This window comes from Streptomyces kanamyceticus (assembly GCF_008704495.1).
GTDB classification, from domain to species: Bacteria; Actinomycetota; Actinomycetes; order Streptomycetales; family Streptomycetaceae; genus Streptomyces; species Streptomyces kanamyceticus.
In genome coordinates this window covers 9,214,080-9,235,651 of the sequence record NZ_CP023699.1, presented here as the reverse complement: position 1 = coordinate 9,235,651, position 21,572 = coordinate 9,214,080, and the positions used below count along the sequence as shown (strand labels likewise).

21 protein-coding genes are annotated in these 21,572 nt (G+C 70.1%); 9 read left to right on the top strand and 12 right to left on the bottom strand.

Annotated features, from left to right (window positions below):
- Positions 1-15: 15 nt before the first annotated feature.
- A complete protein-coding gene (locus tag CP970_RS40010) occupies positions 16-810 on the bottom strand; it encodes a metal-dependent hydrolase (RefSeq protein ID WP_055545293.1) in 795 nt (264 codons plus the stop codon).
- 121 nt (positions 811-931) lie between these two features.
- On the opposite strand from CP970_RS40010, the gene CP970_RS40005 reads away from it, so the two are divergent.
- The 4 genes from CP970_RS40005 to CP970_RS39990 all read left to right on the top strand — a co-directional run bounded on the left by CP970_RS40005 (position 932) and on the right by CP970_RS39990 (position 6,218).
- The gene (locus CP970_RS40005; protein ID WP_055545292.1) at positions 932-3,445 is read left to right on the top strand and encodes a DEAD/DEAH box helicase; all 2,514 of its coding nucleotides are present in this window, start codon (positions 932-934) and stop codon (positions 3,443-3,445) included.
- Positions 3,446-3,491: 46 nt separating this feature from the next.
- Positions 3,492-4,394: an acyl-CoA thioesterase gene (locus tag CP970_RS40000; RefSeq protein WP_055545291.1), complete on the top strand. Its 903-nt coding sequence runs from the start codon at positions 3,492-3,494 to the stop codon at positions 4,392-4,394.
- Between the two features lie 37 nt (positions 4,395-4,431).
- The gene (locus CP970_RS39995) at positions 4,432-5,613 is read left to right on the top strand and encodes a winged helix DNA-binding domain-containing protein (RefSeq protein WP_107098871.1); all 1,182 of its coding nucleotides are present in this window, start codon (positions 4,432-4,434) and stop codon (positions 5,611-5,613) included.
- An 83-nt stretch (positions 5,614-5,696) separates the two neighbouring features.
- Positions 5,697-6,218 (top strand): tetratricopeptide repeat protein, encoded by a 522-nt coding sequence (locus tag CP970_RS39990; protein WP_055545310.1) that lies wholly within the window; start codon positions 5,697-5,699, stop codon positions 6,216-6,218.
- 12 nt (positions 6,219-6,230) lie between these two features.
- Here CP970_RS39990 and CP970_RS39985 read toward each other — a convergent pair whose 3' ends face one another.
- Together CP970_RS39985 and CP970_RS39980 are read right to left on the bottom strand one after the other, a co-directional pair.
- Complete coding sequence (locus tag CP970_RS39985; RefSeq protein WP_191095010.1) at positions 6,231-7,169, bottom strand: DUF6397 family protein; 939 nt, start codon at positions 7,167-7,169, stop codon at positions 6,231-6,233.
- Positions 7,170-7,278: 109 nt separating this feature from the next.
- On the bottom strand, positions 7,279-7,692 hold the full coding sequence (locus tag CP970_RS39980; protein ID WP_055545290.1) for a roadblock/LC7 domain-containing protein: 414 nt from the start codon (positions 7,690-7,692) through the stop codon (positions 7,279-7,281).
- A gap of 92 nt (positions 7,693-7,784) precedes the next feature.
- Here CP970_RS39980 and CP970_RS39975 point away from each other — a divergent pair, with 92 nt between their 5' ends.
- Entirely contained in the window at positions 7,785-8,213 is a 429-nt protein-coding gene (locus CP970_RS39975; protein WP_055545289.1) for a PPOX class F420-dependent oxidoreductase, read from the top strand.
- Between the two features lie 5 nt (positions 8,214-8,218).
- Here CP970_RS39975 and CP970_RS39970 read toward each other — a convergent pair whose 3' ends face one another.
- The 5 genes from CP970_RS39970 to CP970_RS39950 form a co-directional block, all read right to left on the bottom strand.
- Positions 8,219-8,821, bottom strand: coding sequence for a GTP-binding protein (locus tag CP970_RS39970; protein ID WP_055545288.1), 603 nt, complete (start codon positions 8,819-8,821; stop codon positions 8,219-8,221).
- Positions 8,802-9,215, bottom strand: a complete 414-nt coding sequence (locus CP970_RS39965) for a DUF742 domain-containing protein (protein ID WP_055545287.1) — start codon at positions 9,213-9,215, stop codon at positions 8,802-8,804. The genes CP970_RS39970 and CP970_RS39965 overlap by 20 nt, the downstream gene beginning before the upstream one ends.
- 19 nt (positions 9,216-9,234) lie before the next feature.
- Positions 9,235-9,669: a roadblock/LC7 domain-containing protein gene (locus tag CP970_RS39960; RefSeq protein WP_055545286.1), complete on the bottom strand. Its 435-nt coding sequence runs from the start codon at positions 9,667-9,669 to the stop codon at positions 9,235-9,237.
- Entirely contained in the window at positions 9,666-12,353 is a 2,688-nt protein-coding gene (locus CP970_RS39955) for a sensor histidine kinase (protein ID WP_055545285.1), read from the bottom strand. Before CP970_RS39955 ends, CP970_RS39960 begins: the two co-directional genes overlap by 4 nt.
- 64 nt (positions 12,354-12,417) lie before the next feature.
- Complete coding sequence (locus CP970_RS39950; RefSeq protein ID WP_055545284.1) at positions 12,418-13,191, bottom strand: MHYT domain-containing protein; 774 nt, start codon at positions 13,189-13,191, stop codon at positions 12,418-12,420.
- Positions 13,192-13,342: 151 nt separating this feature from the next.
- On the opposite strand from CP970_RS39950, the gene CP970_RS39945 reads away from it, so the two are divergent.
- A complete protein-coding gene (locus tag CP970_RS39945; protein WP_055545308.1) occupies positions 13,343-13,942 on the top strand; it encodes a class I SAM-dependent methyltransferase in 600 nt (199 codons plus the stop codon).
- Between the two features lie 42 nt (positions 13,943-13,984).
- Here CP970_RS39945 and CP970_RS39940 read toward each other — a convergent pair whose 3' ends face one another.
- A complete protein-coding gene (locus CP970_RS39940) occupies positions 13,985-14,743 on the bottom strand; it encodes an alpha/beta fold hydrolase (protein ID WP_055545283.1) in 759 nt (252 codons plus the stop codon).
- Between the two features lie 130 nt (positions 14,744-14,873).
- Between CP970_RS39940 and CP970_RS39935 the strand changes: the two genes are divergently transcribed.
- Positions 14,874-15,410 carry a PadR family transcriptional regulator gene (locus CP970_RS39935; protein ID WP_055545307.1) on the top strand — a complete coding sequence of 179 codons (537 nt, stop codon included), beginning with the start codon at positions 14,874-14,876 and terminating at the stop codon, positions 15,408-15,410.
- On the opposite strand, the gene CP970_RS39930 is transcribed toward CP970_RS39935, so the two are convergent.
- On the bottom strand, positions 15,387-16,292 hold the full coding sequence (locus tag CP970_RS39930; protein WP_055545282.1) for an oxygenase MpaB family protein: 906 nt from the start codon (positions 16,290-16,292) through the stop codon (positions 15,387-15,389). The two genes, CP970_RS39935 and CP970_RS39930, sit on opposite strands and share 24 nt — an antisense overlap.
- A 99-nt stretch (positions 16,293-16,391) precedes the next feature.
- Here CP970_RS39930 and CP970_RS39925 point away from each other — a divergent pair, with 99 nt between their 5' ends.
- Positions 16,392-16,688, top strand: a complete 297-nt coding sequence (locus tag CP970_RS39925) for a hypothetical protein (protein WP_055545281.1) — start codon at positions 16,392-16,394, stop codon at positions 16,686-16,688.
- A gap of 128 nt (positions 16,689-16,816) precedes the next feature.
- Entirely contained in the window at positions 16,817-17,650 is an 834-nt protein-coding gene (locus CP970_RS39920; RefSeq protein WP_055545280.1) for a hypothetical protein, read from the top strand.
- Between the two features lie 54 nt (positions 17,651-17,704).
- Here the strand turns inward: CP970_RS39920 and CP970_RS39915 are convergent, their stop codons facing one another.
- Both CP970_RS39915 and CP970_RS39910 read right to left on the bottom strand, forming a co-directional pair.
- Complete coding sequence (locus CP970_RS39915) at positions 17,705-21,079, bottom strand: hypothetical protein (RefSeq protein ID WP_150494585.1); 3,375 nt, start codon at positions 21,077-21,079, stop codon at positions 17,705-17,707.
- Between the two features lie 205 nt (positions 21,080-21,284).
- Complete coding sequence (locus tag CP970_RS39910; protein WP_055545278.1) at positions 21,285-21,467, bottom strand: hypothetical protein; 183 nt, start codon at positions 21,465-21,467, stop codon at positions 21,285-21,287.
- Positions 21,468-21,572 lie beyond the last annotated feature (105 nt).

Below are 21,572 nucleotides of genomic sequence, written 5' to 3'. Positions count from 1 at the left end.
GGGCGCGGCGGTCCCTCAGATGAAGTTGAGCGCGGCCGCTCCGCCCACTCCGCCGAGGAGCATGAACACCGGCATCAGCACCTTGAGCTCGATCCAGCTGCCGGCCCGGAAGCGCATCATCCGCGGCGGCCCGATCGGGTACCAGCGCTTGCGACCGATGGGGATGGGCCACAGGATCGGGCACCCGGAGACGGTCAGCGCGTCCCCGATGTCGTGCACCAGCGCGCCGAGCACGATCGGCAGCCCCAGCCACAGGTACTCCTGCCCGGGCGCCGTGAACAGCCAGTCCGCGCCGTTGCCCGGCTTGTCGAGCACTCCGGCGAGGATCCACGCGCTCGTCGCCGCGAGCAGCCAGACCAGGACGTCGCTGCTCGACCCGCGGGCAGCCCGCCACAGCAGGCCTTCGATGGCCAGCACCATATGAATGAAGAGGATGGCGAGGACCGCCCAGCGCCCACCGAAGATCGCCAGAGCCGAGGTGCCCGCTCCTATCAGTACCGCCCACAGCCAGGTGTGCGTGAGCGTGCGGTGCCCGCCCGAACGGCGCGGGTCGCCCTGCTTCCGCGTCGCCTTGTAGACGGCTGAGGAGAGTTTGTCGACGATCTCGCACAGGCCCCGGGAGACGGGGCCGAAGGCCCGCGAGATGGTGGCCGACTTGTGGTCGAGGTCGGGTGCGAGGGCCGCCCCGGCGCAGATCAGTGCTCCCACCAGCAAGACCGGCCATGGCATCGTGTGTCCGGCGGCCGCAGCGGCCGCTCCGACACCGAGCCAGGCCGCCGCCCCCGACAGTGAGTGTGCCGGTCCCATCATTGTTGTTGCCCGCCCCATTTCCGTTGAACTGACGCCCCGTTGGCGACACAGCGTAGCGTTCATGATCTTCGTAGGGACCTCCGGTTCCCTGATCGGGTGAGAAGGAAGGCAAGATGGGGGTGTGACCCTTATCGATCAGCTGCCGCCGGATGCCGACCCCGATGCCCTCTTCGAAGCCTTCTCGTCGTGGGCCGAGGACCAGGGGATCACTCTCTACCCGGCCCAGGAGGAGGCGCTGATCGAGGTGGTCTCCGGGGCCAACGTGATCTTGTCCACGCCCACGGGCTCGGGCAAGAGCCTGGTCGCCGCAGGCGCCCACTTCACGGCCCTGGCCCAGGACAAGGTCACCTTCTACACCGCGCCCATCAAGGCGCTGGTGTCGGAGAAGTTCTTCGACCTGTGCAAGCTCTTCGGCACCGAGAACGTGGGCATGCTCACCGGTGACGCCTCCGTCAACTCCGACGCCCCCGTCATCTGCTGCACGGCCGAGGTCCTCGCCTCCATCGCGCTGCGTGACGGCAAGGCCGCCGACATCGGCCAGGTCGTCATGGACGAGTTCCACTTCTACGCCGAGCCGGACCGCGGCTGGGCCTGGCAGATCCCGCTGCTCGAACTGCCCCAGGCCCAGTTCATCCTCATGTCGGCAACGCTCGGCGACGTCTCCATGTTCGAGAAGGACCTGACGCGCCGCACCGGTCGCCCCACCTCGGTCGTCCGCTCGGCGACGCGCCCGGTCCCGCTGTCGTACGAGTACCGTCTGACGCCGATCACCGAGACGCTCACCGAGCTCCTGGAGACCAAGCAGGCGCCGGTCTACATCGTGCACTTCACGCAGGCACAGGCCGTCGAACGCGCGCAGTCGCTGATGAGCATCAACATGTGCACCCGCGAGGAGAAGGACAAGATCGCCGAGCTGATCGGCAGCTTCCGCTTCACCACCAAGTTCGGCCGCAACCTCTCCCGCTACGTACGCCACGGGATCGGCGTGCACCACGCGGGCATGCTGCCCAAGTACCGACGCCTCGTGGAGAAGCTCGCGCAGGCCGGTCTCCTGAAGGTCATCTGCGGCACGGACACCCTGGGCGTCGGAGTCAACGTCCCGATTCGTACGGTGCTGTTCACCGCGCTCACCAAGTACGACGGCACCCGCGTCCGTACCCTGCGCGCGCGGGAGTTCCACCAGATCGCCGGGCGCGCCGGGCGGGCGGGCTTCGACACGGCGGGCCTCGTGGTGGCACAGGCGCCCGAGCACGTCATCGAGAACGAGAAGGCGTTGGCCAAGGCCGGCGACGATGCGAAGAAGCGCCGCAAGGTGGTCCGCAAGAAGGCTCCCGAAGGCTTCATCGCCTGGTCGGAGGGCACCTTCGAGAAGCTGATCGCCTCGGAGCCCGAGCCGCTGACGTCCCGCTTCCGGGTCACGCACACCATGCTGCTCTCCGTGATCGCCCGCCCCGGCAACGCCTTCGAGGCGATGCGCCATCTCCTCGAGGACAACCACGAGCCGCGCAAGCAGCAGCTGCGGCACATCCGCAGGGCCATCGCGATCTACCGCTCGCTCCTCGCCGGCGGCGTGGTGGAGAAGCTGGACGAGCCGGACGCCACCGGCCGCATCGTGCGCCTGACCGTGGACCTGCAGCAGGACTTCGCGCTGAACCAGCCGCTCTCGACGTTCGCCCTCGCCTCCTTCGAGGTGCTCGACCCCGAGTCCCCTTCGTACGCCCTGGACATGGTGTCCGTCGTGGAATCCACCCTCGACGACCCGCGCCAGATCCTCGCCGCTCAGCAGAACAAGGCGCGCGGCGAGGCCGTGGCGCTGATGAAGGCGGACGGCGTCGAGTACGAGGACCGGATGGAGCGGCTTCAGGACATCACGTACCCGAAGCCCTTGGAGGAGCTGCTCTTCCATGCGTACAACACGTACCGCACCAGCCACCCGTGGGTCGGCGACCATCCGCTCTCCCCGAAGTCCGTCATCCGCGACATGTACGAACGGGCTCTCTCCTTCACGGAATTCACGTCCTTCTACGAGCTCGCGCGCACCGAGGGCATCGTCCTGCGCTACCTCGCGGGCGCGTACAAGGCCCTTGAACACACCATCCCCGACGACCTGAAGTCCGAGGACCTCGAGGACCTGATCGCCTGGCTCGGCGAGATGGTCCGTCAGGTCGACTCCAGTCTCTTGGACGAGTGGGAGCAGCTCGCCAATCCGGAGGTCATGACGGCCGAGGAGGCCCAGGAGAAGGCCGATCAGGTCAAGCCGGTCACGGCAAACGCCCGTGCCTTCCGGGTCCTGGTGCGCAACGCGCTGTTCCGCCGGGTGGAGCTGGCCGCTCTCGATCACGTGGAGGAGCTGGGCGAGCTGGACGGGGAGTCCGGCTGGGACGCGGACGCCTGGGGCGAGGCCATGGACAAGTACTGGGACGAGTACGAAGATCTCGGCACCGGTCCCGACGCGCGTGGGCCCAAGCTGTTGCTCATCGAGGAGGATCCGGAACACGGTCTGTGGCGCGTCCGCCAGACGTTCGCCGACCCGAACAGCGACCATGACTGGGGCATCAGCGCGGAGGTCGATCTCGCGGCCTCCGACGAGGAGGGCCGCGCCGTCGTCCGGGTCACGGACGTCGGCCAGCTCTGAGCGCCCCGAGGATCCGTTCGCCCCGGACAGGAGTCGAGGAACTGCCATGAACAACCCCGCCGACGGCTTGGTCGATCTGCTGGACCTGGAGCAGATCGAGCTCAACATCTTCCGTGGCCGCAGCCCGGAGGAATCCCTCCAGCGGGTGTTCGGCGGACAGGTCGCCGGGCAGGCCCTGGTGGCGGCGGGCCGCACCACCGAGGGCGACCGCCCGGTGCATTCGCTGCACGCGTACTTCCTGCGTCCGGGGCGCCCCGGCGTGCCGATCGTGTACCAGGTCGAACGGGTCAGGGACGGGCGTTCCTTCACCACGCGCCGCGTCACCGCAGTCCAGCAGGGCCGCACCATCTTCAACCTCACCGCCTCCTTCCACCAGCCAGAACAGGGCACCTTCGAGCACCAGTTGCCGCCGCGCATCGCGGCTCCTCCCCCGGAGTCGCTGCCGACGGTCGCCGAGGAGATCAAGGAGCACCTCGGCGCGCTTCCCGAACAGTTGGAGCGCATGGCCCGTCGCCAGCCCTTCGACATCCGCTATGTCGACCGGCTGCGCTGGACCGAAGAGGAGATCAAGGACGCCGAGCCGCGCAGCGCGGTGTGGATGCGTGCCGTCGGGCCGCTCGGCGATGATCCGCTCGTACACACCTGCGCACTCACCTACGCGAGCGACATGACGCTCCTTGACGCCGTCCGTATCCCGGTGGAGCCGCTCTGGGGCCGACGCGGCTTCGACATGGCGTCGCTGGATCACGCCATGTGGTTCCACCGCCCCTTCCGGGCGGACGAGTGGTTCCTCTATGACCAGGAGTCCCCCATCGCGACGGGGGGCCGCGGGCTCGCGCGAGGCCGCATCTACGACACGGAGGGCAGACTCTTGGTGTCGGTCGTCCAAGAAGGGCTCTTCCGTCCGTACGGAGAGCGGCACATGGACGCCCCGACCACCACCGCGTAAGCGGCACAGGGACCTTGTAGGAGGCGTGGTGCGACGGATCGACGTGGCGGAGCGGCGGGCGCGTCTGGCGCTGCGTCACCGGCTGACCGCGGACACCAGAGCGGACGACCCGACCGACGTGGCGCGGTCGCTTCTGGCGCTGCACGGCACCGACCCCTCGTCGGTGTATGTGGGTGCGTGGGCCCGTATGAACGACGGCCGCGTTGCCGACGTGGAGCGTGCCCTGTACGAAGATCGCTCGCTGATCCGCTTCATGGGCATGCGGCGCACGGTCTTCGTGACGTCCTTGGACGTCGCCCCCGTGTTGGTGGCCGCCTGCTCCCGTCCCGTCGCCGCGCGGGAGCGCCGTCTGCTCGTCAGCATGCTGGCCGATTCCGGGATCGCCTCCGACGCCTCCGGGGTTCCGGCATGGCTGGCCGAGGCCGAGGAAGTGGCACTTCGGGCCCTGAAGGAACGGGGCGAGGCGACGGCGGCCGAGCTGGCGAGCGACGACCCGCGGCTGAGCACCGAGTTGGTCCTCTCGCGCGGCAAGAGCTACGAGGGACGGCAGAAGCTGGCCAGCAGACTCCTCCTGCTGCTGGCCGCCGAAGGGCGCGTGGTGCGCGCCCGCCCCCGCGGTTCGTGGCAGTCGCACCAGTACCGCTGGGCGCATCTGACCGACTGGATTCCCGGCGGCCTCGCGGACTGGGACCCCCAGGAAGCCGAGACCGAGGCCGCGCGACGCTGGCTGCACACCTTCGGACCGGCACCGGCCGACGATCTGCGTTGGTGGGCAGGGTGGACCAAGACCCAGACGAAGCGGGCACTGACCGAACTGCGCCCCGTCGAAGTCGACTTGGACGGAACGCCAGGCCTGCTCCTCCCCGACGACCTGGCCGAGACGCCCGCGCCCGAACCCTGGGCCGCCCTGCTGCCATCGCTCGACTCCACCCCGATGGGCTGGCAGAACCGTGGCTGGTTCCTCGGCGACCACGGCCCTCGGCTCTTCGACCGCAACGGCAACATCGGCCCGTCCCTGTGGTGGAACGGCCGCATCGTCGGCGGCTGGGCCCAGGACGCGGACGGCGAGATCGTGTGCCGGATCTTGGAAGACGTCGGAGCGGACGCCCGCGACGCGGTCGCGACCGAGGCCGAGCGCCTCGCCTCGCGCCTGGGCGACGTACGGCTCACCGCGCGCGCTCGGGGCCGCACTTGGCTCGAGGAGGAACTGGCCGGTTGACGCCAGCGCGGCGGGCTTCGGCAAGGACGGCATGGGCATGTGTACTTCCGTTCTGGCGTCGAGGTTGGGGGAGGGGGATGGACATGGACGGGGTCGGCAGAGGAGTGGACAACGTGGACAGGGACGAGGTGCTCGCGGAGGCCATACGGCTCCGCGAGTCGGGCCGACGCGAGGAGGCCAAGGAACAACTGGTCGCCCTCGCGGGGCGCTTCCCCCGCGATGCGGAAGTGGCCTACCAGACCGCGTGGGTCCACGACGCGCTCGGCCTGGAGGCTGAGGCCGTGCCGTATTACGTGCGGGCGCTGGAAGGACCGGGCCTTGCGGAAGACGACCGGTGTGGCGCCCTCCTGGGTCTGGGCAGCACCTATCGGACCCTTGGGCGCTACGAGGACGCCGTCGCCACCCTCACCGGTGCCGTGGCGGAATTCCCGGACGACGCCGCGCTCAAGACGTTCCTGGCGATGGCTCTGTACAACACCGGCCGGGCCCATGAAGCGATGCAGTTGCTCCTGACGCTGCTCGCCGCCACGAGCAGTGCCCCGGACATCGCTCGCTATCGACCCGCCATCGAGTTCTACGCCAAGGACCTCGACGCGACGATGTAGGGATGCCGCGCCCTACCCTCGCCTGCGGCGCAGCCACTTGCGCAGGCCGCGCGGCACCTCTGTCACGGTCGTCACCACTTCGGCGGCTTCGACGGCCTTGCCGTGCTGTGTCGCCGGTTCCGGAATGTCCGTGGCTTGGGCCACGGGCCGTGGTGCGGGGCGCGGCGCCTGTCGCTGTCCGCGCGCCTGGATGAGGCTGATCAGCAGGCTGGAACGGAGCCATCGGATCTCGTCGGGGTCGTCCGCTGTCGTGATCCTTTCGACGATCAGCGCCGCGGGCGAGTCCGGCGTGCTCTGCTTGCGCGGCGCGGGCTTGAGCCGGTGCAAGTAAGCGCGTTCGTACGGATCCCTGACGATCTCCGCGATCTGCACCGGGTCGAGCAGCGACGCCATGACGGCGGCGCGCTCCCACGGATCCTCACACTGGCGCAGCAGGAACCCCGTGTGCCGACCGCGCCAGTTGCGTGCCCGCAGGTCCTGGCCCTCTTCGAGTCGGGCGCGCATCGGCCCTGGGGTGCGCCCGGTGAGCAGGCAGGCGTTCTCCTCGGCCCTGGCGAACTGCCTGAGCTCTTCGGCCAGATAGAGCCAGACGACGGCGCGATAGCGATTGAGGTAAAACTTGATCGGCGTCAGCACACCGGCGCGGGCAAGCCGAGTGAAGCGAGCCGTGGTGATGTCCATCAGCGCCGCGCCCTCCGTGGTGCCCACGGCTCTGACGCTCTCCCGCAGCGCCTCGGGAAATCCTTCGCTCTCGCGTACGCGGTCGATCTCCTCGTGGGCGACTCGGCGCTGACCGCCTGCCGCGTCACCAACGGTGCGCACCCGGCCCAGCATCACGGCGAGCTCGAACTCTCCGCGTTTCAGGTCCAGTTCCCGCGCGGCACGGCTCGGCGCCAGCGACTGCTGTGCGGGCGCCACCGTGGCGGATGGCGCGATGATGTCACTTGTCATGGTGGTTCTCCCCCGTGAGATGTGATTGCTCTCGGGAAAAACCGTAGCCCGATCCCCGCGATCCCGCTCGGCCTGTGGATAACTCTTGACGTGACAGCGTCAGTGCAGGTCAGAGGTCCACTATGGGCGTGCGTTCCGGCTGCCTGGCGCCAACGCCCAAGTGCTCACCGACCCGGTTCACGAGCAGCGTCATCTCGTACGCGACCTGGCCGATGTCGGCCTCCGCCGAGCTCAGGACGCAGAGGCAACTGCCGTCGCCCGCCGCCGTGACGAAGAGGACCGCGTCATCGAACTCGATCATTGTCTGACGCACATTGCCCGCGTTGAACTGGCGCCCTGAGCCCTTGGCCAGGCTGTGGAGTCCCGAGGAGACCGCCGCCAGGTGATCCGCGTCCTCGCGCTTCAGTTCCGAACTCGCCCCCGTCACGAGACCGTCATTCGAAAGGACCAGTGCGTGCCGTACGTGTTCCATCCGCTGCGTCAGGTCGTCCAGCAGCCAACCGAGCCCCGTGCTCTGCCCCATGTTCCCGTCTCCCCGAGTCCGCTCCCCCTGGCTGGAGGATCTGACCTGCCAGCCTTCACCACGACCGGCGCCCCGGCAAGCAAGATGGGGACATGGCACAGAAGATGACCGATGACCAGTGGCGAGCCTTCGTCTCCCACGGAACCCGCACCGGCAAGCTGTCGACCGTCCGGGCCGACGGCAGTCCGCACATCGCACCGATCTGGTTCCTGCTCGACGGGGACGATCTGGTGTTCAACACCGGCAAGGACACCGTGAAGGGACGCAACCTCGTTCGCGACGGGCGCGTGGCCCTGTGCGTGGACGACGACAACCCGCCGTTCGCCTTCGTCGTCCTTCAGGGCCGTGCCGAGATCAGTGAGGACATCGACCAGGTCCGCCACTGGGCGAGCCGACTCGGCGCGCGCTACATGGGCGAGGAGCGAGCCGATGAGTTCGGCAAGCGCAACGGCGTACCGGGGGAACTCCTGGTGCGCGTGAGGATCGACAAGGTACTCGCCTACGCCGCGGTCTCCGACTGAGCCCCTCAGCCCACGGTGTCGAGCAGCCGGGCGGTATACATCCGCCCGGCATACTCGACCAGCCGGATCAGCACCTCCTTCCCCGAGTCGCGATCCCGCGCGTCGCACAACACCACCGGAGTTCCGCGGTCGAGGTCCAGTGCTCGTGACACCTCTTGCGCGCCGTACGCACGCGCGTTCGCGAAGCAGTTGACTGCCACGACGAACGGGATGCGTCGGTGCTCGAAGTAGTCCACGGCGGGGAAGCAGTCCTCGAGCCGTCGGGTGTCCGCCAGGACAACGGCTCCCAGGGCGCCCTGCGACAGCTCGTCCCACAGGAACCAGAAACGGTCCTGTCCCGGAGTTCCGAACAGGTACAGCGACAGGCCCGACCTGATGGTGATGCGGCCGAAGTCCATGGCCACGGTCGTCGTGGTCTTGCGGTCGACGCCGTCGGTGTCGTCCACCGACTCGCCCGCTTCGCTGAGTAGTTCCTCCGTGCGCAGCGGGCGGATTTCGCTGACCGCGCCGACCAGGGTGGTCTTGCCCACCCCGAAGCCGCCCGCGACCAGGATCTTGAGCGCCATGGCGGTGTCGTCGCCGGTGGCGTCAGAGTGCTCGGAGACCATCGATCACCTCACGAAGAATCATTTCGTCGGGTAGCTGCGCGGGCGGCACCGGTCGGCTGACCTTGACGCAGCCGCTCTCCAACAGGTCGCCCAGGAGCACTCGGACGACGCCAACGGGCAGATCGGCGCCCGCGGCGAGTTCGGCGACGGACTGCGTCTCGGTGCGGCACAGTTCGATCAGTGCCCGGTGTTCGGGTCCCAGCGTGGTGTCGTCGCCGGAGCCCTGTGCGCTGTCGTCGAGTGCGACGAGCGCGATCAGGTCGAAGCGCACATCGCTCGGCCCGGGCTTGGTCCGCCCACCCGTCATCGCATAGGGGCGGACGAGGGGCCCGGCTTCGTTGTCGTACCACTGGCTGCCCGCCTGGTGCGGGGGGTCGTGTGCTTCCTCGGTCATGGCTGCCGACCGTCCTCGGTCATCCGGCGGCGGGCGGCCGCGCGGCGAAGCGCGCCGGGGTGTAAAGGTGTTCGCCCACCCGCTTGACCAGCCGCGCCATCTCGTAGGCCACGAGTCCGATGTCGGCCGTCACGGAACTCAGGACCGTGAGGCAGGAGCCGTCGCCCGCGGCCGCCACGAACAGGAAGGCGTCATCCATCTCGACCATGGTCTGACGCACTCCCCCGGCCCCGAAATGGCGGCCCGCTCCCTTGGCGAGGCTGTGGAACCCGGATGCGACGGCGGCCAGGTGTTCGGCGTCTTCGCGGGTGAGGGCGGTCGACGCGCCGACCGGCAGGCCGTCGTTGGACAGGACCACGGCGTGCCGCACTTCGCCGACGCGCAGCACCAAGTCGTCCAGTAACCAGTCGAGTTCGCCGGTCCGCCCGGCAGTGATGCTCTGATCCTGGATCATGCGTGGTCTCCTTCACTGCGGTCTCGGCCCGGTGCGGGCCCTGAGATGTCGGGGACCGAGCCGACGATGCCCGGGCGCGGACCGCCGCCCCGCGCCCAGCCGTCGCGGTAGGCGGTCATGCGGGCACGCACGTGCTCAGGGCTGCGCTCGTCCTCAGCCCCGGGGACCGCCGTGGCCACCGCTTCCGCAGGCTCACGTTCTCGGAGTTGAGGTGCGAGACTCGCCTGGCGGACCCGGCGGGGCAGTTCGTCCGAGGCTGCCTGGGCGTCGGTGCGTCGCTCTGCGGGATCGGCTGCGTCAGAGCCTTGTGTGTCGTCGGAGGCTTGCGCGTCGGCGCCCGCCACGTCAGCACTCGCCACGTCGAGAGGCCTTTCACCGTAGGGTCCGGAGCCCGGGGAGGCGGCGTCACGCGTCCGGTGCGGTCGCAGCGTCGTGACGCCGGGCGGCGGGGGCGCCTCCACCGCGGCGGCGAGAGCCGGGCGAGATTCGGAGGCATGGACGTGGTTGCCATTCACTCGGTGTTCCGACCCGCCCGCCACGCGCGCGTGCTCGTTTCCAGGGAGGCGCCCGCGCTCCATGGTGGCGGCCTGAGGGCTTTCCGCCGTGCCGCTGTGGAGGACCGCGGTGGGAAGCAGCACCACCGCGGTGGTGCCTCCATAGGGAGAGGTGCGCAGGTGCACCTTGATGTAGTGCCGTGCCGCGAGCCTGCTGACGACGAAGAGGCCGAGTTGGTCGCTGTCGAACAGGTCGAGCGCCTCGGACTGCTCGATGCGCCGGTTGGCTTCGGCGAGCATCTCCGTCCCCATGCCGAGCCCGCGGTCCTCGATCTCCAGGGCGTAGCCGTTGCCGACCGGTTCACCGCTGACGCGCACCTTGGTGTGCGGTGGGGAGAACTGCGCGGCGTTCTCCACGAGTTCGGCCAGGAGGTGGGTCAGGTCGGCGACGGCCGTCCCGAGGACCGAGGCTCCGGGCAATTGGCGTACCTCCACGCGCGCGTAGTCCTCGATTTCGGAGACCGCCGCACGGACCACGTTCGTCAGGGACACGGGCATGCGCCAGGCGCGGCCGGGCGCGGCCCCGGAAAGGATGATCAGGCTCTCCGCGTGCCGCCGCATCCGAGTGGTCAGGTGGTCCAGCCGGAAGAGGTCGCTGAGCTCGTTGGGGTCCTCGGCCCGGCGTTCCATGCTGTCGAGGAGGCTGAGTTGGCGGTGGACGAGAACCTGGCTTCTGCGGGCGAGATTGACGAAGACTCCGGAGATGCCGCTGGCCAGCTCCGCGCGGTCGACCGCCGCTCGCAGGGCCGCCCGGTGGACGGTGCCGAGCGCCTCGGAGACCTGTCCTGTCTCGTCCTCCGCGGGTGGCCCGGGCGGCGCCTCGGCATTGATGTCGAGCTCCTCACCGGCGCGCAGCCGCCGCATGGCGTTCGGGAGTTTGCGCCGAGCGATCTCCAGGGCCCCGTTGCGCAGCCCGACCAGCTCGACGACCAGCCCGCGGCCGATGCGTACGGAGACGACCAGGGACGCGACGACGGCGACGAGTCCCAGGAGGACGGCTGCGCCCGCGGAGGTGAGCAGTCCGTGCGTGAGCGGGTCGGCCTGGGCAGCGGCGGCGCGGTGTGCGTTGCCCACGACCGCGCCGAGCTTGTCCCGTACCTCTCCGTAGGCATCGTCCCAGGTGCTCGCCGGAGCCGCGCCGAGCGCCTTCGGCCCAGCCTGCGTCACGAGCACCTTGTCCTCGGCGGTGCGCACGTCGTCGTACGCACTGCCCTCCTCGATACTGTGCCAAGCCGCCCGTTCGGTCCCGCGCAGATCACCGACCGCCGATTCCGTCAACGCCCTTCGGGTGTCCACGGCCCCGGTGAACAGCCGCAGCCGCTGCCCCGCGAGGGAGCCGTCCAGTCGTGCCCCGGCGAGCACCGCGTCCTCGCGCGCCAGCATTTCGCCAGCCCTGGAGAGTTCGAGCAGCACGCGCGCGTGAGAGCCTGCCGTGGTGTCCTGCATGCCGGTGAGCGCGCCACCGACCCCGAAGGCCTGGGTGATCGTCTTCGTGTACTGGCCGTACGCCGTGTCCCAGCCGATGCGGCGGTCGAGCACCTCATTCCGCAGGGCGCGCAGTCCGTTTGCCGCCTTGAGGAACGTCTCCAGCCGGTCGGCCACACCTTGGGGAAGGCCGACTCCGTCGGCGACGGTCGCGTCATCACCGATGTGCAGCTTCGCCACCGCACGGTCAGTGCGCTCACCCTGCCGCGTGAGCGCGTCGCCACGGCCGGTGTCCGGCTTCGTCGCGTAGCGCACGGCGGCGGCGCGCTCGGCCTGGAGCGAGGTGATCGCCGAGTCCACGGGGGTGCGTATGCCGGTGTCCACGCGCTGCAGTTGGCGCAGACGGGCCACGTCCTGGGCCGTGCTGACGGTCGCGTACCCCCACAGAGCGAGCAGGGAGATGACGGGCACCATCAGCAGGCACACGATCTTGGCTCGCACGGTGCGGGGCCGCAGCCGCCAGCGGCCCGCGCGCGCGGGAGCCCGATCCGCTGCGGGTTCGGCGATGTCGTCCTCTCCGTAGGGGTGTTCGTCGCGTTCGTCGGCTGGCTGGCCCGCGTGGGCACGGCGGCCGCGCGCCGGGGACACCGGCTGTGGCGATATGGCGCCGTCGGCGGGATCGGAGGTGCTTCGTGGTGTGCGCATGGCCTCCTCGCTCGGGTGGGTTCGGTGCATGCCGCCGGGCCGTCACCGGCCTCGGTGGGGCCCGCTATCGGGCGGCGGTCTCGGCCGGTCGCTGGGCCGACACGGAGGCTTCGCGCTCACCTTCCGTCGGGGAGAGCGCGACGAAGGCACACGTCAAGAACAGGTAAGACCCGAGGCCGACGGCGAGGGGAAAGATGAACTGCATCGTGGTGGCCCCGGGCAGTGCGGCTTCGGAGGGATCGACGCGCACGCTCACGGCGAGCATTCCGGTGTAGTGCATGCTGCTCACCGCCCCGCCCATGACGAGAGACGCGACGGCCACGGCGAGTGGCGACTTGATGTTGAGGCCCGCCCACAGGGCCGCGGTCGCCGCGATCACGGCGATCACTACGGAGAGGCCGACGAGCACCGGGTCGTACCGCACGTCGCCGTGCATGCGCAGTGCCGCCATGCCGATGTAGTGCATGCTCGCGACGCCGAGCCCGGTGGTGAGTCCACCGATCGCGAGTGCCCGCCCCCGGTCCCGGCCGTATCCGACGGCGAAGACTCCGGCGCCGACGACGACCACCGCGCCCAGGAGGCTGAGCATGGTCAGCGGCACGTTGTAGTGGATCTCGGTGCCGGTGACTCCGAAGCCGAGCATCGCCACGAAATGCATGGTCCAGATGCCGGTGCCGATGGCGGAGGCCGCGGTGATGAGCCAGTTCCGGCGTGAGCGGCCCTCGGCGCCCAGCGCGCGGACGGTGCAGCACAGCCCCAGGGCGGAGCCGATGCAGGCCATCGCGTACGACAGCACGGGGGTCAGCCAACCGAATGTGGCGTGGTCCAGGTGTCCCATGGCTCCGGGACGCTAGTCCTACCCCGGGCGCACTACGGGGGCGCATTTCGAAAGGTGTTGGAAGATGACAGAGAGGGATCCTTGAACGATCGCGTCACGCTCGAACGAGTGCGCCCAACGCGCGTGCGGTTCTTGCGGGATCATGGGTGGCATGAACGACGAGCGCACACGGGTCCAGGAATTCTTCACGGCGCGCGCCGCCGACTGGGACGCCCGATTCCCCGACGACGGTCCCGCTTATCGGGCCGCGGTCACCGAACTCGGGCTGCGGCCCGGCTCTCACGTGCTCGACGCGGGCTGCGGCACCGGACGGGCACTGCCCGCTCTCCGGGAGGCCGTAGGGCCCTCGGGGGCCGTGCTCGGGGCGGATCTGACGCCCGCCATGCTGGAGGCCGCGAAACGGGCCGGCAGGGACCACGACGGGCAGCTCCTGCTCGCCGACGTGGCCCACCTGCCGCTGCGCACGGGATCGCTCGACGCGGTGTTCGGCGCGGGGCTGATCGCCCATCTGCCCGATCCGGAGGAGAACCTGCGGGAGTTGCGGCGCGTGGTGCGCCCCGGCGGGCTCCTCGCCCTGTTCCACCCCATTGGCCGGGCGGCGCTCGCCGCGCGCCAGGGGCGGCAGATCACCCCGGGCGATCTGCGGGCCGAGGCGAACCTGAGCCCCCTGCTTGCCGGTTCCGGCTGGGACATGACCACGTATGTCGACGAGGACGCCCGGTTCCTCGCCCTGGCCGTACGCCAGGACTGATCCCTCTGGACCGCGGCGATCGCCGGACGTCTCATCCGGCGGTCAGGGGCGCCCGGCGATCACAGCGGCGAAGGCCGCCGGATTGTCGAACATGACGTTGTGTCCCGCGTCCGGAACGGTGACCACCCGCACTCCGGCCGCCACCAGGTCGTCCTCTCCGGAGAGTTCACCGCTGAGTGCGCCCTGTACGTAGACTCGGTCGACCGCCAGATCGGTGAGCATGCGGCGCATCGTGGGCTGTGTGCCCTTGATGAGCCCGGTCGCGCTTCTGTGCAGAGCCAAAGGGTCGGCGAGACGCATGGTCGCCGCCCACGTAGAGCCCACTTTCTCCAGCACGCGGGCGTGGCCGCCGCTGCTGACGAAGTCCTCCTCCTCGTACCCGGCGATGCCGCTGCTGCCCGCCGTCACGGGCGGCATCGGGTCGAGGTTGGCCTCCGTGAGGACGAGCCGCGCGACCAGGTCGGGCCGCCGGTGGGCGAGCACGATGGCGACGGAGCCTCCCATGCTGTGCCCGACGACCTCGGCCCCCGTCACCCGTGCCGCGTCGAGCGCCGCGGCCAGCGCGTCAGCGTGATCCTCCAGTGTGTATCCGAAGTCACCGGGCCGGTCACTGATGCCGTGCCCCGGGAGGTCCACGAACAGCGAGCGGCGGCCTGCCAGTTCGGGGCGCGCGGCGATGTGTGCGTGGTAGACCGTCGACGCGGCGCCAAGTCCGTGGACGTACACCCGCGCCGGTTCGGCTCCGTCGACCTCCGTCCATCGCACATGACTGCCTCCCGCGTCGAACTGTGCCTCTCGCATCTCCGTGCCCCGTCCTGTCGTGTTCACCGTCTCGCCCGTCGCGAGCCCCGTGGAGACAATACATCGACACCGATGTATTGCGAAGGCGATGTACACCGGCATGCATCACGAGTGCGGCAGAATGCAGGGCATGCTCGAACTGGCCATCCTCGGTTTCCTCCACGACGCCCCCTTGCACGGCTATGAGCTGCGCAAGCGCATCACCGCACTGACCGGGCACGTGCGGCCCGTCGCGGAGAGCACGCTGTACCCCGCCATCAAGCGGCTGGAGAAGGCCGGGCTGATCGCCCGCGAAACACAGCCCGGCTCAGGAGCAGCGCCACGTCACGTCCTGAGCCTCACCCCGGAAGGCAGACAAGAGCTTCGCGCGCGGCTGTCGACCCCCGCGCGGGTGGACATCACCGATGAGAACCGCTGGTTCACGCTGCTCGCCTTCCTGCGTCATCTGGAGGACGACAGGGCACAGGCGGCGGTACTCGAGAGCCGACTGGCCTTCCTGGAGGAACCGGCGAGCTTCTTCTACGACGACAGCGGCCGCCCGTTGCGCGCGGAGGAGCTCGACGACCCCTTCCGGCGCGGCATCCTCACCATCGCCCGCGCGACGAGCCGGGCCGAACTCGCCTGGCTGCGCGCCACATTGACGTCACTCGACGGGCGAGCCCACTGACCTGCCCGGGTGCGGCACGGGGCACCCCCGCACGCCGGGAACGGGGAACGTACCGAGCTCGGGCACCTCATACCCGTCGGGGTAGCCCTTGATCTCCCAGTTCTGCCGCGCGTAGTGCGGAGCCTTGCGCGGGGGCATCAGGCGCACCGCACGCCCCCGAAGCCGCACGGCGCGGTTGACCAGCGAGCGCGTCACGGCGCCCGGCTGCTCGTACCGGAAGGCCCGCAGCAAGGGCTCGTCGAGCAGGGCCAGGGTCGCGGCGCGCAGGACAGGCGCCACGGCGCGCGGATACCAGGAGGCCATCAGGTCCAGCGTCGCGTCGGAGACCTCTCGCGCGCCTTGGTCCCAGCCGAAGTTGGCCTCTTCGTAAGCGTCGAGGCAGTTTTCGAACTCTTCGTAGGAGCCGGGAATGTCTTTGATCCCCATGTGCTGCCCGAGCACGCGGTAGTAGGTGGCGGCGGCGACCGTCTCGTGACGCGAGAGCCTGCGCCAGCCGAAGGTGTCGATCCATCGCTTCGGCACGACCACAAAGGTGCACAGTACGTAGCGCATGTCGTCGTTGCTGATGTCGTAACTGCGGTGCATCTGGTTGATGCGACGGATGGCTGTACGGCCCTCGTCGTCGTCAAAGCCGTGCTCCACGACGGTGTCGAGAAGCAGCGCCGTGTCGTCGTAGCGCTTTTGCGTACGGTCCGTCAGCTCGGCTGTCTGCGCCAGGAGTCGACCGATGCTCGGCACGGCGTACGTGCGGTAGAGGGCGAGTTCGAGTGCGCGCGTCACGTCCCAGGGGAACTCGTATGCCGCGGTGAGTCGGTAGATCGCGAGGAAGTCCTTCTCCGGGTCCATGCGACGGATCTGCTCGAGCCGCTCATAGCGCTTCACCGCGCGGTCCCCCTTCTGTCACCGGAGCTCTAACTCTACGTTGGGGAACGACAGACAAGGGATCAGCGGTGCAAGCCGCTTCGGGGGAAGATGGCCCACATGTTCGACAAGCTCCGCAGGTTCTGGAACAAGGACGGACCGGCAGACACCAGCAAGCCCGTGCGTACCGAGAACAAGCGCACGCACAACCTGTTCGAAGCGGCCGCCGTCTACGTGGCGGCCAGCGCCGAAGACGACCGGGACACGATGGACGAGGCCACGGAATGGGTGTCTCCCGAGGCTCTGTCGTTCGGCGTCAGCGAGCTCGCATGCCGCGCCGTCATCGCGCTCGCCCGGGAGCGCGACGAGTCGCCGCGTGACGTGGCACGCACGCTCCTCGGGTTGCCGGGCACCTGAGCCCCTGTCCTCCGCACCAACGTCGAACACGGGGCCGCGTTGACGAATTTCCTGGTCATCGACCCCTCGACGATCTCCGGGGCGAGTGGTTAGGGTGCGCCGACGGATGAAGCGATGGGGAGGCTGGCATGGCCGGGACGGACGACGCTGTCGCCGCCGATGACGACGCGCTGTACGTACTCACGGCGGTGCTGCTGACCCCCGCGAAGTTCCCCAGTGTGCTCGGGGACGACTATCCCGAGGCGTGTGCGCGGCTCGGCCTCGCGCCGCTCGCCTCGGGTTACGGTCTTGTGCTCGGCCAGGACGGCGAGGGCGCGCGCTGGACGGTCGTCGTGGACGACGTGTCGCTCGTGGCCGTGGCGATCGCCTCCTGGGACTGCGGCATGGAGTACGACCTCTCGCCGGATGAACGCACGGTGGTCACCGCGCTGCCGGGCTGGCCGCTGGCCGTCGCGGTCGCGGCCCCCGGGGTGCCCGCTCCGCACGATCCGGATCCGGTGTCCGAGGACGCGGACGCGGGCCGGGCGCCGCTGGCGCCGCCGCAGTCCGACACTTGGGGTCCGGCCCAACGGCGCCTGGGCGCCGACGAGATAGCGCTCCAGTGGGCGACGTGGCGGGAGCAGATCGACGACGCCGACTTCGCGACGGACGGCTCGCCGGGGGCTGTCCACGGCGCGGCCGCGGCAGCGGAACCGCTCACTGGCATACAGCGCGTGCTGGCGGAGGCGCGGGCCTATGTGACCCATCCCCCGCCGCTGGGCAGGGTGCGGTCGTCGTTCGCCTCGGGTGACACGCGCACCCTGCGTGCCGACGGTCCTGGCTGGTCCATGGTGGCCAGGACCGACGACATCGCGTTCGTGCTGCTCGACGAGGAGCCGGGCGAGGTCCTGCCGGTCGGCCGGGGGCCGGAGCTTCCCGGGCTTCTGGAGGCGCTCGACAAGATGGCAGTCCGTCCCGCTTGAGCAGAGGCGGAAGCCTGTGCACGGCCCGGGGCGTGCGGCTGTTCGTAGCCCCGGTCAGCAGTCCGTCTCGGGGTCGACGAGAAGCGCGGCCATGGCCGTGTCGTGATCCTGATGATCGCGCAGCGCCGCCAGTTCGTCGAGCCATACCGCGTCCCACGAGCTGTCCCTGCCACCCGCACGCACCAGTTCCACGGCCACGGCACCTGGACCCGGCGTGCCTCGCTCCCGGAGCATGCGGGCCGCGCCGAGCAGGGCCTCCCGCGTAGGTGGCCTGCTCGCGTCCAGGTATCGCTCGCCCTCTGCGGCGGCCAGGCGCCCGGGGCGCTCCTCAAGCAGGTCGACCAGCCGCTGCCACCGCTGCGCGTCGTAGCGCCCGAGCCCCGCGGCCACGAGTGCTGTCTCCCATGTCAGGAGCGCCGCCTGCCGACGCAGCCCCGCGCTCTCCAGAGTCCGGGCGAGGCCGTCGGCGATCTGGAGGTTCACCGTGGTGCCTCGCCCGACCCGCGCCATCTCGGAGAGCGCCACGAGACGGCGCAGCGCATCGGCTCTTTCGCGCGGGTCCGTTCCCCCCGCCCGCTCGCGCAGTTGTCGGAGGACGCCCTTCAGGACGCCTCTTGCGTGGGGCCCGGACGGGAGCCGCACCAACTGGCGCAGCGCCGCGTCCCATTCACGACGTGTTCGGTGCTTGTCGACGGCTATCTCGGCCATGGCACACATCGCCTCTTCCGCATCGGCTGTGAGCCACCCGAGTAGCGCCTCGCACGCGTCTTTGACGGTGTCCGCATCGCCCTCCCTGATCAGCCGCATCAGGAAACTCCGGTAGGGCACGGCCAAGGAATGGCATACCTGCCCTCGGCCCGCGTGGACCACTGCCTCTCGCAGAGCGGGTTCACCCATGCAACGCGCCAGACGCTCAGCGACCTCCGGTCGGTCGATCGCGGCGAGGAGGCCCTGGGCCAGGACGGCCCGTACGTCGCGGTGCTGGCGCGGAGCGTCCCAGGCCGCCAGCAGTGCCTCCTGGGCCTCGGCACCAGGGAGTGCCGCGAGCCCGCGGGCCGCTTCCTTACGAGTTCCGACCGGGGTGTCCACCGCACGGACCACCGGGGCGAGCAAGGCTACGGCGCGACGGTCCGGCACTGCCTCCAAAAGGCGTCGGACGGCTCCCATGGCGGCGCGGCCCCGGACACCGCCGGTCGCGGCGTGCCACAGCAGCAAGTCCAGGAGAGGCGCGCTCCCGGGCGATACGTCGGTCGCGCCGGGTACGAAGAGGTCACCCAGCGCGCCCAGCGCGGCAGCGGCGACGGGCTGCGGCGCGTCGTCCGCCAGTTCCTCGATCAGAGCCGGGTCGCGCAGGCGCGCTGCCGCGTCGGTCCTGATGCGCAGCGGGACCGCTTCGTCGACGGCCACGCGTGCGTGGTGCTCGTTCCAGCGCATGCGCTGTCCGGGCAACCAGCGCTGCGTGACACCGGGCGGCAGCTGCGGGACCCAGGCTGTGGCCCGGGGTCGTACGCGGCCTCTCAAGCCCTCCTGCGCGGCGGCCAGGACGGTGTCGAACAAGTCCGTACGTCGGGTGGCCACGGTGGCCAGGACGACGGGCACCGCCGCGAAGGAGGCGTCCAGAGCCACCAGTTCGGCGCAGCGTGCCTCGCGCAGCGTTGCCGGTGTCACCCATGCCTGCGCCGCGCGGGCTGCCAGGTGGGGATCGTCGTGCCCCAGGGCGATGCCGCGCGCCAGGGCGTCCAGTTCCGGCAGGGCCCTGAGGTGTGGTGCGAGCAGTTCGGCGAGGTGGACACCGGTGCTGGGGCGTGTGGTCGCCGTCCGGGCGAGCAACGCCCAGACGGCCTGGGCCGCGTTCTGGTCCATGTGCAGGGTGACGACCGGGCCGTGGCGCCGGGGATCGGCCACGACCTGGCAGAGCAGTTCCACCGTGTATGCGGCGCGTTCGAAGTCGGCGCGTGTCGCGGCGTTCTCCGCTGTGCGTCGGAGCAGTTCCTCGGCCGCGGCGAGCGTGCGGCTCTTGGAGTCCGCAGACTGCACGGTGGTCAGCGTCGCGTCGCGCAGTACACGCTCGGGCAGCGCGGCCAGCAGACGGAGCGGCGCGCCGCCGAGCTGGCGCAGGGTGCGATACCGCACCTCTTCTTGGTCGTGCCAGGCCCGCTCGCAGTCGACGGCGACGCGCGCGAACTCGACGGCATCACCTTCCAGTTCCGCACAGGCCAGCAGCGAGGGCCAGCCCATCAGGCGCTGGTGGATGCGGTGTCGCTCCGCGATCTCGCGCAGCAGCGGTTCACCCGAGGCGAGTGGAAGAGCAACGGCGAGGTGGCTCACCGTCCGTCCCCGGCCTGACCATCGCTCCACCCAGGGCAGGACGAGCTCCGCCCTGTCCGCGGGTTCGAGCGCCGCCAGGGTGGTCACAGGCAGACTCCGTACGGAGTTCGACCGTTCCGCGCGCTCCTCCGCCAAGCGTCGGCGTTCCGGCGCCGGGACCAGCATCAACAGCCCGTCCGGTGCTACTTCTCGGCGCTCCGGGAAGCGTGCCCGGGGCCGTTCCGCCGGGCAGAGGCGCGCCAGGTCCTGCCGGTCCGCGAGGCTCAGTTCACGAACGGCGCGGCGCACCGAAGGCGGCAGAGGTCCGGCGGGCAGAGCGAGCTCGGGGAGCGAGTCGTCCGCGTCCGGTGCTGCGGCCCGCAGGATCTCGAGGACGCGGTCCGGGTGGCGAAGCAGCGAGCGGGCAGCTCGGGCGGTGAGCAGAGCGCGGGCGCGTTCAAGGAGGACGAGCCCGGCTTCCGGGTCACGCTCCGCCGCGAGGCTCGCCACGGCTCGGTGTTGCCGTACGAAGGAGTATCGGGCGTTCCGTTGCTGGCTCCTGTTGCGGGAGACCAGCAGTTTCGCCACGGCCAGCGGGGCCGTTCGGGCCAGGGCGTTGAGCACACCCGGAGACGGGTCGAGTCGGTCGATCCAGTCGGCGGCGGTCGCCGGTGAACACGCGGGCAGAAGCAGTGACGCGTCGGAGCTGCCGTAGCGCTCGTACACCTCGGGCAGCAGGCGTCCGGCGAGTGCGCTGCGACCGCTGAGCCGCAGGACTCGGTATGTCTCTCGACGTGTCGCCCGGGTCTCGCTCAACGCGAGCTTTTCCAGTGCTTGTGCCGGAATCGGGAGCCTGATGGCGGCCGAGAGGGCTCGGCGGCGCAGGAGCGGGTCGGACAGCGCCGCGGCGATGGTGGGGAGGTCGCGTCGGGCGACGGCCAGGAAGAGGGCGGTGTGCCGTTCGTCCGCTTCGCCGGCATCCAGGACGCGGTGGAGAGTGGTGTACGCCGCTGGCGTGAGGGTGCGGCCGTAGCGGGCGAGTGCGCTCATCCGTGCCGGGAAGGGCAGGGGATCGAAGTGGGCCTTCAGCCACGCCGACGTCAGCGGCGCGGGCGTGGGCATGGACTGGGGCGTTGAGGACGGCGTCTGGGACGCTTCGTGTCCGGCCATCAGCGATCACCGAGGGATCGCTGGGCCTCCTTTCGGAAAGTCATGGCGTCATGGTCACGGGCGAGGGGCCGGTGTCGCAACGCATTTTCCGATCGGCTCGCGGAACCGCCGTGGGCGGGCCCGCGAGCGGACGGAGATCCTTGCGTCACCGAACGCCTCAGTGACCTATTTCCTTGCGTGTGACTCGGCGCAGCCTGCGCCGCTGGCCCGGGTCCAGCGTCAGATAGGCCGCCGCCGGGACCCCGAGCACGATCAGGAGTGCGGCCCACCACGGCAGCCAGATCAGCAGAATGATCCCGGCCGCCACACCTCCTGCCGCGACCTTCGCGTTCTTCGACATGTGTGTCGCCTCCTTCGCGGCTCTTGCCGCTCTCTGCCTGGAAAACGTGATCGAGCGCCGCACAGTTCCGGACCCCGCCCCTGAGAGACCCCTGAGTCGTGACCC